At 40.1% G+C, this 12,291-nt stretch carries 10 protein-coding genes and 2 pseudogenes; all 12 read right to left on the bottom strand.

Going from position 1 to position 12,291, the window contains the following annotated elements:
* Positions 1-307: 307 nt before the first annotated feature.
* Positions 308-1,510, bottom strand: a complete 1,203-nt coding sequence (locus LI162_RS07875; protein ID WP_004613128.1) for a DUF6070 family protein — start codon at positions 1,508-1,510, stop codon at positions 308-310.
* Positions 1,511-1,914: 404 nt separating this feature from the next.
* The gene (locus LI162_RS07870) at positions 1,915-3,597 is read right to left on the bottom strand and encodes a lysozyme family protein (protein WP_049947131.1); all 1,683 of its coding nucleotides are present in this window, start codon (positions 3,595-3,597) and stop codon (positions 1,915-1,917) included.
* Positions 3,598-3,644: 47 nt separating this feature from the next.
* Positions 3,645-3,866: a hypothetical protein gene (locus LI162_RS07865; protein WP_227156220.1), complete on the bottom strand. Its 222-nt coding sequence runs from the start codon at positions 3,864-3,866 to the stop codon at positions 3,645-3,647.
* A 242-nt stretch (positions 3,867-4,108) separates the two neighbouring features.
* Positions 4,109-6,451: a VirB4-like conjugal transfer ATPase, CD1110 family gene (locus tag LI162_RS07860; RefSeq protein WP_179985586.1), complete on the bottom strand. Its 2,343-nt coding sequence runs from the start codon at positions 6,449-6,451 to the stop codon at positions 4,109-4,111.
* Entirely contained in the window at positions 6,444-6,869 is a 426-nt protein-coding gene (locus tag LI162_RS07855) for a PrgI family protein (RefSeq protein ID WP_117636819.1), read from the bottom strand. Before LI162_RS07855 ends, LI162_RS07860 begins: the two co-directional genes overlap by 8 nt.
* A gap of 80 nt (positions 6,870-6,949) precedes the next feature.
* On the bottom strand, positions 6,950-7,378 hold the full coding sequence (locus LI162_RS07850) for a DUF4313 domain-containing protein (protein WP_117636818.1): 429 nt from the start codon (positions 7,376-7,378) through the stop codon (positions 6,950-6,952).
* 16 nt (positions 7,379-7,394) lie between these two features.
* Positions 7,395-8,240: a hypothetical protein gene (locus LI162_RS07845; RefSeq protein WP_028087971.1), complete on the bottom strand. Its 846-nt coding sequence runs from the start codon at positions 8,238-8,240 to the stop codon at positions 7,395-7,397.
* A gap of 86 nt (positions 8,241-8,326) precedes the next feature.
* Positions 8,327-8,701 carry a glutamyl-tRNA amidotransferase gene (locus tag LI162_RS07840; RefSeq protein ID WP_117636817.1) on the bottom strand — a complete coding sequence of 125 codons (375 nt, stop codon included), beginning with the start codon at positions 8,699-8,701 and terminating at the stop codon, positions 8,327-8,329.
* A pseudogene (locus LI162_RS07835) lies at positions 8,702-9,115 on the bottom strand (type IV secretory system conjugative DNA transfer family protein); the annotation flags it as partial.
* A gap of 107 nt (positions 9,116-9,222) precedes the next feature.
* The gene (locus LI162_RS07830) at positions 9,223-11,040 is read right to left on the bottom strand and encodes a reverse transcriptase/maturase family protein (protein ID WP_055057444.1); all 1,818 of its coding nucleotides are present in this window, start codon (positions 11,038-11,040) and stop codon (positions 9,223-9,225) included.
* 591 nt (positions 11,041-11,631) lie between these two features.
* A pseudogene (locus LI162_RS07825) lies at positions 11,632-12,057 on the bottom strand (type IV secretory system conjugative DNA transfer family protein); the annotation flags it as partial.
* Positions 12,058-12,099: 42 nt separating this feature from the next.
* Positions 12,100-12,258, bottom strand: a complete 159-nt coding sequence (locus tag LI162_RS07820; protein ID WP_081731980.1) for a transposon-encoded TnpW family protein — start codon at positions 12,256-12,258, stop codon at positions 12,100-12,102.
* Between the last annotated feature and the right edge of the window lie 33 nt (positions 12,259-12,291).

The raw sequence follows: 12,291 nt of genomic DNA, 5'->3' as shown, positions 1-12,291 counted from the left end.
ATTTTTACAGGTGTCATATTTAGAAGTATATATATAACACCACGAATCTTACACGCGTAAGACATTTATAATATTACATCCGTAAGATTGGAATGTCAATATATTTTTTTCTATTTCATATTCTACGTGATCATGTTATTTGACCTTTTGCAAATTACCTGCATTGATTTTAATTCATCAAATATACCTTAACTTTAAACGAAACATGTCTATAATATTTGAGGGCAGAATCGCAAAAATACGAATCTGCCCTCAAATATTATAGTGCAATGCTTAGATATATAATTTAACTTGTTGAAATTCTTTTTCAATACTCTTCGTATACTGGAATATCTAATTCAATTTTCTGTACTTTATTAGACAAATATTGACAAGTTCCATCGCCATACGGTTTAATGACAATTTCATTTTTAAAAGCACAATCAGTATTCCTATCTGGCCATACAGCATCAACATATAGCGTGAGTGTTCCATCACTATTATCCAAATAATCTACTACTTCACCAAAAGGGGATGTTCCTCGATAAAAAAAGGTTCCACTATCATAGGTATTACTTTCCATATCATATCCACAATGCTTTCGCAATTCTTCTATTGTAACAGGTAAACAAGCTATCATAACATTTTCATATATTTCTGCTGAAATTCTCCCTGAATCTTTCTTTAATTGTTCACCTGTATGTACCTGATATAAATCCTCAAACAATCTAGGTAATAATATCGTTTCTACATTACTTTCGTCCCAATTTTGAGTAAGAAAATTATAGTTCAAATAGTTAAATACAGAAACATATTGATCAGTTAATATTCGCAATGTGTCCGATAACGGTTTTACACGATAATATTCTTTTAGTGCTGCATGTGCAACAATATACTCATATGAATAGATTAGATATCCTTTTGATGTGTATTTTATTTCAGCAATATTGTTCGCTGTTCCGTTTGATATTTCAGCTTGTTCTCCTTTTTCCCAAGTAAGAGTCATTGTAAAAGTTTGCAACACTTTATTTCGATATATAAAAGTTTCAGAACAAAAAGAACCATCATTATTTACCTCATATATTGTAACATCTGTTTCTCTATCCTCTAAATAATCCAGATAAAATTCTTCCACTTTTTCATAATTTTCCATATTCATATTTTCAGCCACACATACCAAACCATTTTCGCCAAAACGCTTTTTTATCTTTTTTACTTCCTCTCTTGAAATACTCTGATATCCTGTTGTTTGATCAATAATTGGATGATAAATATCCTTACATTGAGTTACTATTTTTAATAATTGATTTCGAAGTTCTTGCTTCTCTTTTTCTGTTAAAATACATTTCGTTTCTTCTCTAATAAATGGATTTTGGATATTCTGTTCTTCTTTTTCTTCTAACTGTTGATATACTTTCCAATTGTCTTCATTACCTTTTTTTTCTTGTATCTTTTCTTTGCAACTGGTCAAAGCATATAATATAATCAATATTGTGAGAAGTATAATCATTATCTTCCACTTTTTCTGCATTTTTTCTTTCTCCTTAATATTACATTTGTAAGACAAAATATAATATTATATGTATATAACTATAAAGTCAAGATTATTAGTATAAATTCAAAATTTAGATATTCTGAATACAAAAATTTAAAGTTCTATATATTTTAAGTAAAAATCTATAGTCAATTTATACGCCTTTTAATTTCCCTGTCTACAATTTTTTAATCACTAAATTTTTCCTTATGACACAAATAATTGCGTAAAGGAAAAGATATCAGTCAAAACAATCTCCATTTAAAGATTTTTAAAAAAAATTTATAAAAACACTACTTTAACAACAGACTTGTGAAATATTATACTCCACAAGTCTGCCTGTTTCCTTTTATTATGTTTATTAAGTGCCTGTATAAAATAGCACTTCTTATTCTCTTTATTTAAATAATCCCATATCCAAGAATAGTTGCACTTCCAACAGAATATGAATGTTTCCAAACCCCTCGGACATTATTACCACCAATGTTAGTACCTGTATTTCCTTCTACTGTATAAATGATTCCACCTTCATATTTTTCCACGATTCCCACATGATCCGATATGCCATCTCCATTCCAATCAAAAAATACCAAGGAACCTGCACTCGGAATGCCGCCTGTTTCCTGCCACTTTCCATGACTTTTAAACCAATCAATTCCATTTTCGCACAAAGAAAACTTCGGCATTGCACCAGATTCTATCAATCCAGCTTGTTCCCCACACCAACTGACAAAGCAGGCACACCATTCCACATAAGAATCAAATCCATACCATCTCCAGTATTTTTCCCCATTACTACTCCCAACTTCCTGTTTTGCCACTTGCACAATCTGTCCGTTTCCAAATATTCCGCCAAGGATACCACCTCCAGAATAGTATCTCTGAACATGAGGAACATATTGAGGATCTCCATATCTTGGCCAACCAAGTTCCGCTGCCTTTTCTTGGCTAAACTGCAATGCATTTTCCAGACTATAACCGCCATGATGTTCTAAAGCCCATCCAATATAACCATTTCCGTAATTATATCCTTGCCAACTGAGTTGTAGCCTGCTGATATCTAATGGACTTTCACATCCTGCCTGTCTTACACAATCTGCATAATATTGTACCCCTACCTGTATGGAATACTCTGGATCTTGAATCGCCCCTGGACTATTTGGATAGCGGGTATTGTACGGACATTCACTTGCCTGCATAGGATCTGTTCCACGTCCTCCGGATTCCTGCATCATGATTGCTTGGATTGAAGGTACATATTCCGAAATTCCATACTGTGAAGCATACCTCTGAATGGTAGATGTATAAGCCAGTACCTCCTGACTTAGTGGCTCCGCACTAGTACTCCCGGAGCTTCCTGCAATTCCACCAATCACCCCCAGAACAATTACCAACAGCACAACAATCCAGCCGCCTGCCACCAGAAAGGTTCCTAATGATTTTACTGCGGTAACTCCCGTTTTAACCGCTGTTTTTATTCCAGATACTGTCCGTTTAGCTGCCTTTGCAGATTGTGTTGCAGCCTTTTTCCCTTGGACAGCTAATTTTTTTCCAGAACGGTAAGCATGTTCTGCCTGTTTCTTTAATTTTGACGCTTCCTTTGAAGTTTTCGCTGTATGTGCTTGTTTGATACGATTTGCAGAATCTCTCAAAGGGGTCGCATTTTTTACCTCTGCAATGTTCTCTCTCGCTACTCCTGCTGTTCTTTTGTTTACCGCTTCTTTTGTTTTAATTCGTATATCAGTTTGACGTTCTGTTTGTGAATTTCCTTGAGTTCCACTGTTTCTACTCTGTTCAGCAGTACGATCCGCATTTTTACTCCTTCGTTCTTTGATGACTCTCCAGGTCTTCTCTGCCTTTTTTTTTGCCGCTTTTTTACTGCCTTGAGAAACGATGGTTTCCCCTTTACTGGCCGACCACTTGATTCCTTCTTCCAGCCGGTCAGAAGCATACTGTTCCGGAGACTGTTTGGGAGAAAAATGGGAACCGTCATGCGTAGATAGCAGGGAACGTTCTGCAGATTTTAAAGTAATATCCTTGATCAATTCTTTGGGAAGCTGTTTGGCATGTTCCCGGACTTTCAACGTCCGGTCTACCTCTTTTGTTTTAATATCTGCCTTATTCTCCTCCTTTATCGTTCCACCTGTTTTTTCCTATCTAACAGTTTCTGCATATCTTTTTGTGCTTTCTGTACCAGTGGGTGCTTCTCATAAGCCTCCACAAGTGCAATTAAATCCCGCTCCACCCCATTTCCTTGATATAAAGGATAGTGGATATCACTGTACTCAGGCACATCTGGATCATGTAAAATAAATCCAATCCCAACCCCCATACCGGATCTTTTCTGTTCCATTTTCTGGTATATCCGAAAGGCTTCTTTTAATGTGGCGCACTCTGTCACTTCTCCCATTGTTTCAAATTCCATGCATTCAGCTGTATAAAAAGATATTTTCTTTTCCTGTACATCTTTTATCACATTTACACACCCTTTCTCTATGAATTAAAAACCGTTACACAGTCCCCCATGTAACGGCTTTCATATTTTTTGATTCAATTATGACGTACTGTAAAACACATTTGATGAGCGAACCTATGCTATACAGCTTTCAAACTTTCTCCTGGTTTTGTTGTCATCAGTTGGTACAACTTTGTATTCCTTGGGAATGTATTTTCAAATGGAACCAGATTTCCAGAACAGCGTATCAAACCACTTCCAGCTTTCACATTTGTGATATATCCTAACTGGTTGTCGGAAATGTTCAAAAGTCTTGCCAATTCTTCCCGGTCCGTACTTGCCTGGTTCAGCATAACTAAAAACTCACTGTTTGCGAGCATGAGTCTTGCCGTATCGGAACGTAGAACCTCATCTACATTCTGGCTCATAGCATTCACGAACCCATTATACTTTCGAATACGCTTCCATAACTTATAAAAAAATTCTGCACTGTATGGATAGCGGAATAACAGATAAAACTCATCACAAAAGATCCAGGTCCGTTTTCCTTTTTTCCAGTTCTGGATCACACGGTTGAAAATGGCATCCAGTGTTACCAGCATGCCAAGGGGCATGAGCTGGGACCCCAGTTCCCGGATATCATAATCCATGATACGGTTCTTCGTATCCACATTTGTTTTATGTGCAAACGTGTTCAGACTTCCACTGGTAAATAATTCTGCTGATAAGGCAAGAGCTCTTGCTTCTGGCTCTTCCTGCAGCATCAGCTGTCGGTACAAATCTTTTAAGGTAGGTACCTCCTTTGTATATCCGCTGCGGATATAATCTCGATAAGTATCAGCTGTACAGCGGTCAATGATGGATTTGTCCTTTGCTCCAAGATTACCTGCCCCTACTAACTGTTCAAAAACAGACAACAGAAATTCTGATTTTTCAATCAGTGGATTGGTATCATCCCCATAGCTGCTGTCCATATCCATAGCATTCAGATGCATTCCAGAAGTTGCCGATACTTTTACAACTTCTCCCCCTAATGCTACTGTCAGATTTCCAAATTCGGATTCCGGATCTAGAATTAGGATGTCATCCTCCGTGGCAAGTGCTAATGCAACAATCTCTTCTTTGGCAGAAAAACTTTTTCCGGATCCACTGACTCCTAAGCGAAAACTGTTGCCATTCAGCAGTTTCTTCCGGTCCACAACGATCATATTTTTGCTGACCGCATTCTGCCCGTAATAAATCCCTCCTTCCTGCATAATCTCCTGGGTATGGAAAGGAATCAGGACAGCCGTAGACTCTGTGGTCAGGGTACGCAGGGCATTGATCTTTCGTGGTCCGAAAGGCAGCGCCGTATGCAGACCGTCCATTTGCTGCCACCGCAGAGTGGACAGCTGACACAGATTTTTCCGTGCAATGGATTTCAAGGTTTCCGTATCTGAGTTCAACTCCTTATAACTGTCTGCCATATGCACAATGGTCAACACCCCGAACATCATTCTCTGATCTCTAGTGGTCAGGTCATTTAACATCTCCTTTGTTTCGGTTCTCTGCAACTCCATCTCATACGGAATGGTTGCAGAAAAGTTATTGTTTTCGTTCTGCCTTCTCTGCCAGTTGGTCACATTAGTTTCTACACCAAGCAGTTTGTTCTGTATCTCAATGACCGCTTCATCCGTAGGGACTGGCAGGATATCAATCGACAGCATTAAGTTTCTGCTCAGATCACAGAGTTCCGATACCATGCTGTCCCGGACGTAAGTTGCATAATCCTGCATATACAAAACACGCCCATATCGCCCATCAATCTTAAAATGATCCTGCAGGAACTCCATAGAATCTGGTGCAAACCAATCTTTAAAATCATGTCCTCTTTTTACAGCTTCCTTAAAATCAAACTCTGCTGTCGCAGAAACGTCTTCTTTAAAGAAATCACGGAAAATCTTCAGACGCTCTCCAGCATCCAGTTCTTCCCCAATGGAAGATAGTTTCGCCAGGTGTGTGGTAATATCTGTTCCCACACGTGCGAAGTAGGTCCTTGCCTCATCAATGTTCTTCTTATGGACACTGATCGTCAGATACCGTTCCCGAAGAATGCTGTTGTTGGTATCACTGATCTTGGATAACAGCATTTCATTGTATTCTTTTCGGTATTCATCCAATCCGTCCTCTTTCATAGGGATCAGAATGGATTGTTCAAATTCTGCCTTATTGATGCGGCGGTTATTAATGGTAAGTTTGGCGGATGCGCCGGAGTCCAATGCATTTAAAAGCTCGGAATAATCCAGAAACATTTCTGTCTTATCCTCTTTGCTTGCAATGGAATAATTGATATCCGTAAAACGGAACGATTTTGAAAACAGCCTGCCGGACTGAAAGATGCCATCCGGCCAGATCCGCTGTATCGGGATTGCCCGCTGTACAGACTTCGGAATCTTAAATTTCTCTTTTTCTAGTTTTAATGTACGATGCAGCGTTTTAATCAACCGTATCCCCCCTTCCTTTCTTTTTTCTATTTTTGCTTCTCTTTCGTTCTACCAGCTCCGTTCCATTTCTGCAGGAACGTGTTCCGATTTCTATTGTCTCTTCCAGACATTTCAGATAGAGATTCTCCGATTGAAACACCAGCTTTTTGGGGCATAAGATCTCTGATTTTAACCACACCCATACGAACTTTTCCAGTGTCATCTGGTGATAGCGGAAAAAACCACATCCCGCAAAAGGGGCTGCAGCAAAAACACTCAGCCATCCGGCAATCTCCGTTCCACAGGTATCTTTTGTCCCTAGATAAACACCTACTGCAGCAGCAATCGCCAATACAGAAAAGAAACACTGCCGCATGCTCAGCCCAAAGAAAAAGGACTCCTGAAATTCCTGGATCTCTTTGTTCATTTTTACTTCCATTTTGTCAATACAAATAACAGAAAATAAGCCAGGGGACGGCCTTTTCTGTCATAACTCCTTTCCTTTTGTATTCCCACATTTTACCGTTCCATTTGATTTCGTTTTTTCTTTTTCGGCACTTGGCTCTTTTCTTCAAGTTCTGGATGATCCTTATAAAAACGTTTCATTCCTTCTGGATCTAATTCCTCCAGCCGCTTAAGATTAAATGCCACTTTTGCATAGGTACAGAATCCAGAATGTCCTCGCTCTGGAAGAATTTTACCCAACTTATGTTTTTGAATAAATTTCAATTTTTCCTTACTCCCAAAGTCCTGGATAAAGGCCTCATGAACATCCGATCTCTCAAACGGTAAATTTACCGTCAGATCACTAAAAGATTCCCATACACCATCTTCCTTTGCCAGCATTCCAATATACAGACCTTTTCCTGTATAGTAAGTGCCTATCTCCAGTTTAATTTCTTCATGTCCCATTTCCCAATCGTATCCTAAAATTGGTTGTTCTTTCATACTCCTGCCTCCTTACTTATAACCCCATGATTTCTTTTACAATCCGGTCCGCTGCCTTAATTGCCCCTACCAATACTAATAGGTTAAAGATCAGCTCTGCCACATAATTCCATACAATATTCACCGCAGATAAACTGCTGTCTGCGATTGCCGGCGGACTGGCAGCAAATACAGAAAAAATAATGCAGGCAAGTGCAATGATTGCTCCTTCCATACAAACCCCTGCATAGGAACGGACAAAGTTCTTCCCTATGTTCTGTGTAGGCTCTCCTGCAAAAGTCGCAATGGGAATGGGTGCTATGGCTGTGTACATATACAGCTTGAACATCCTTCCATACACGGTCAAGATCATAATAAATGACAGGACTGTTATAAACAGACTGCCAAGCAGTGTAACAATCCAAAGAGGAATAGAATCTAATAATCCTACACTTTCAATCTTCTCCACCATTTCAGCCGGAAGTTCGATTACATCTGAATCCCCACCAAATCCTGAATTTTGCATGATTGTGGATACCATTCCCTGTATGACAGAAAAAAGTGCCATCATCAATTCCAGCCCATACCCTACTGCCCCTTTTGCCAGTGCAAACCGGATAAACAATTTCACCGCATGCTCTGGCTTTTTTACGTCCAGATAGCTGCTACAGGTTTTCACTACACTGATTGCAAAAAAAAGTACTAAAAGTCCATACCCGATTCCTTTTAGAGCATCATGAATGGTCAGCATCACACTCCAGATATCTCCGCCTTTAAAGGTTTCCGGGCTTTGCGTTAAAAGCTGCCAGATTTCTGACAGCTTAGAATTCCATGTTTCTAACGCATTGTTTAGATTTTGAACGATCCAGTTATCACTTTCCAAGTAGCATTTCACCTCCCTGTTGTTTCCATTTACAGACAGGGAGAACAGCACAGTGTCTGCTCTCCCGCTGTACTGCTGATATCAGATTACACCATGATCAAATCCAAAATCTCTTTTGCAAAGGTAATGATGACGCCGCCTGCTAAAGTCAAAAATCCATTTGCCCTCTGGCTTGGATCATGCGACTTTAAAGACAAGCCGATCTGCATCACACCAAATCCTAACAAGATCAAGCCAATCGCCCGGATCAAGGAAAAAATAAAATCAGACAAGTTATTCACCACTGCTAATGGATCTCCTGCAGCCAGAACAGGGGTTGTACACCACATCATGGCGAATACGATTACTGCATAGCTGACAAAAAATCGTTTTTGTACACCACTCATTCGCAAAGGCTTCGTCTTCGGATTCTTTTTCTTAAACAATTTCTGCATCATATGCACGATACACATTCCTCCCATCTAAAAAGGCTGCTCTTTGCCGAGGATGTCCTCTTCACAGAGCAGCTCATAATCATCTAAGCGTTCAATATCAATATTCAAATCATCATGTGACCTCGGAGCTTTCGCATAGTCATACGGGGGCGCACCGCCATCCTCTGTCCATTTCACATTTGGATGTTTCTTTAAATTATATTTGTCATCCAGCATGGGACGTTCCCCTCGGACAAACAGGATTGCTTTCCGGTTATCCAGTAAGCGGATCTCATCCGGTGTAAAAAGTTCCCGCCCTGTCTGCTGATAGTTCGTAGAATAACTTCCGTTTCGTCCTTTTGTCTGTCCATAAGTATTTGTATCTAAAGTTTCTTTTCCCAACAGTTCCGAAATATATTTATGTCCCTCTTTTTCGTTGCCTCCCAGATATAAAAGTTCATCATGAGGTAAGGTTCAGCTCATCCTTTGCAGGACTTGCGTCCCCTCCCTCCCAAACCGCACGTACACCTCTCGATGTATACGGCTTTCCGCTTATTATATTTACGGTATTAAGAATGAATCAGTTTATGACATTCAGGGCATACCACAAGAGTTTTCCGTCTCCTTTTGCGCATAAGGAGTACCCACTCCGCATTGCCCTTTAAGTCTTTTAGTTTCTTTACTTGATGGATTTCCAGATTTCTGCAATCCTTTCCACAAAGTTCACAGGTATGGCGTTCCACTCTCTGTTTCAGAGTGTTGGTTTTAGCGTATTTTGAGAACTGCGGAAGTTCGCTCACATTGTCAAACTTCGTAGCTGATTCTTTTCGCTTAAACCCGTCTCTGTAAAAGGTCGTGATTTTCCTTCCTGCTCTGGTATCGTATGCGATTGTAAACAGACCTCCAACACAATATCTGCGCTTGATTTCGTGAACATTTGTTTTATACTTACAGGCAAATGTCTTGTACATACTGTACTTCATAAGATTGGCAAATCTGCCTATCTTGAAGGAATCATTTGCTATGGCATAATAGTTGTAAAGTCCACGAACTTCCGCATTATATCTTGCCAGAATCTCTATATCGCTTTGATTTACCAGTTTTCCTCTGTGTAGGGCTACAAATCTTTCTTTTCCGTTTTCGTTAATCTTGATTTTGATTGCATGATATTCCAGTAACTTTCCCACCCATTTTTCTCTGGGTACAAGTAATTTCACCACTCCTGCATTGCTTCTGATTTTGTATCCTCCTGCGGATTTCTTTAAATCCTGACTTCTGGATACCGTAATGTCATAGCCTAAAAATCTGGCTCTGTCTCCTGTATGCGTAACTTTGGTTTTGGTTTCGGACATTTCCAAATCCAGTTCTTCCCTGAGAAATCTGCCGACGTCAGCTTTCATCTGTTCTGCGTCCGCTTTGCTCCCAATTACTCCAATGATGAAATCATCAGCGTATCGGGTGTACTGAATCCGTTTATACGTCTCATCCAAAGGTTCGGTCGGAGTTAGCTGTCGTGTTTGCTTTTCAAGCATTTTCAAATGTTTATTGCGTTCCCAGCGTTCTTCTGGAGATAAATCCGCCCACTTCTTTTTGCCCATACATCTATAATAGGATGCCTTTTTGACAACTTTCTTGTAGTCGGAGTTCATTTGTTTCTTCTTTCCTCGGTTATATTTCTGTGCATATTCCTCCATAAATTTATCTAATTCGTGAAGGTACACATTTGCAAGCACTGGACTGACACCTGAACCCTGCGGTACTCCGCTGTATGTCCGATTGTACGTCCATTGCTCCATATAGCCTGCTTTTAGAAATTTCCAGATGAGTTGTAGAAACATTTCATCATCAATACGTTTTCTCAGCAATCTGATGATTGTGTGGTGATTAAAACTGTCGAAGCAGGCGTGTATATCGCCCTCAACAAACCAGTTCGTTCCCGTAAAGGTTTTCTGTATCTGGTATAATGCTGTCTGACAGCTTTTGTTTGGTCTGAACCCATGAGATGTTTTCTTAAACACAGGCTCATAAATGCTTTCTAAAATCATCTTCACTACTTCCTGCACCAGTTTGTCATTGCCCGACTGGATTCCCAACGGACGCTTTTTATTACTGTTTTTCTTAGCAATATATTCCCTGCGTGCAGGTTTTGGCAGGTAACTTTTATCTCGCATGGATTCAATAATCCTTTGGATTCTTTCGTCACTCATGCCATCAATAGTAGTTCCATCTGCACCGGCAGTCATACTGCCTGTGTTTGCATATATGTTTTTATATGCAAGCCAATAGAACTCTGGATTGTACAGATTCCGATATAATCTTTGAAACCTGTAAGATTCATTCTTTGACTTTTCCGTCAAACTACTTAATACTTGGATTGGATTTCTCAATGCCTCTCGCACCGTCCTTTCATATCGTATTAGTAAATAAGCTGCTCCCCTTCGCCATGTGAACGTCATTAACGTCTCAGACTACTATGGGAGCTGTGTGACCATGCCCGTTACCAGGTTTAGGTCATCCCCAGTTAGTATTTATGGAATTAGCGTTTCGTGTTGTCGGCACCGACTTTCGCCATTTACCCGCTGTCTTGCGGTTGTCCTTCCATGAGTATCGCTTGCTTTCATAACTGCGAAATGAAACCAACATGGAATAGCATACGTTTCAATCCTTTTCGTATGCGGAGTGCGGATTCCCCCACTCTGGCTATCGTTCAGGCAGTTTAGCTTTGTACCTCATACACGAATTTTTATTCTTGAATTTTCAGATACACAGGATTAGTACCTTATCATTCAGGCTTTTATCCATTGACAAAAGCGACAACATGCTACACTCCCCTTCGGGTTTCCCCTCTCGGATAAGTTGTAGAATAATAGGCTGTGATTTTTCATCACTTGATACTTTTACCTACTGCTTGCTAAAGGCAGTATTCCATAAATACCACGCCGCCGAATTTATAATGCGCTGGCGACTTCTGGGCGCACGCAATTACCTACCAAGCTTTCCCATGAGTCCTTAAACAGGGCTTTCATTTGCGCCATATTCTGGATGATGATACTGCAGGAAATTGCACGTGACCGCATGGTAGCAAGGATCTTATCAAAATCATCCGGTAAGGCTACATTCGGCCACTCATCCATGATACAGTGGACGGGTACCGGCAATCTCCCTCCATATTTCCGATCTGCTACATAATATAGTGTCTGGAACAGATTGCTATAAATCATGCCTACCAGATAGTTCAAAGAAGTATCGGCATCGGGAATACAACAGAACAATGCCACTTTCTTTTCTCCGATGCTTGCCAGATCCAGCTCATCCGTACAGGTTAAATTTGCAATCTCTTTCAGATTAAATGCAGCCAGCCGGACACCAACAGAAATCAAGATAGACTTTGCTGTTTTTCCAGAGACAAAAAGTCAAGGACTTTTTCATCAAATTCAAAAAAAAAGTCACATTTTGCGGACTTCCTCACGGAGCAGACGCTTGATTTTGTCCTCCATCGTTTCTTTTGCAGTCTGGCTGAAATGCACACGGACGATATAGGTTGTTTTGCCGATCTGCTTTCTCACAGTCGGGCAAGGGGTACTGTTGGTTGCGGTATTGTTCATTCAAAATCCTCCTGTAAATGAAAAATGCCCGGT

Source organism: Mediterraneibacter sp. 210702-DFI.3.120, assembly GCF_020561005.1.
Classification (GTDB): domain Bacteria; phylum Bacillota; class Clostridia; order Lachnospirales; family Lachnospiraceae; genus Mediterraneibacter; species Mediterraneibacter faecis.
The sequence above is the reverse complement of the archived record's forward strand: the minus strand, read 5'-3'. Positions and strand labels throughout refer to the sequence as shown.

Coding starts and splice junctions, on each gene's coding strand:
- LI162_RS07875 (WP_004613128.1), bottom strand. CDS start 1,510: ATGCAGAAAAAGTGGAAGATAATGATTATACTTCTCACAATATTGATT.
- LI162_RS07865 (WP_227156220.1), bottom strand. CDS start 3,866: ATGGAACAGAAAAGATCCGGTATGGGGGTTGGGATTGGATTTATTTTA.
- LI162_RS07855 (WP_117636819.1), bottom strand. CDS start 6,869: ATGGAAGTAAAAATGAACAAAGAGATCCAGGAATTTCAGGAGTCCTTT.
- LI162_RS07850 (WP_117636818.1), bottom strand. CDS start 7,378: ATGAAAGAACAACCAATTTTAGGATACGATTGGGAAATGGGACATGAA.
- LI162_RS07840 (WP_117636817.1), bottom strand. CDS start 8,701: ATGGGAGGAATGTGTATCGTGCATATGATGCAGAAATTGTTTAAGAAA.
- LI162_RS07820 (WP_081731980.1), bottom strand. CDS start 12,258: ATGAACAATACCGCAACCAACAGTACCCCTTGCCCGACTGTGAGAAAG.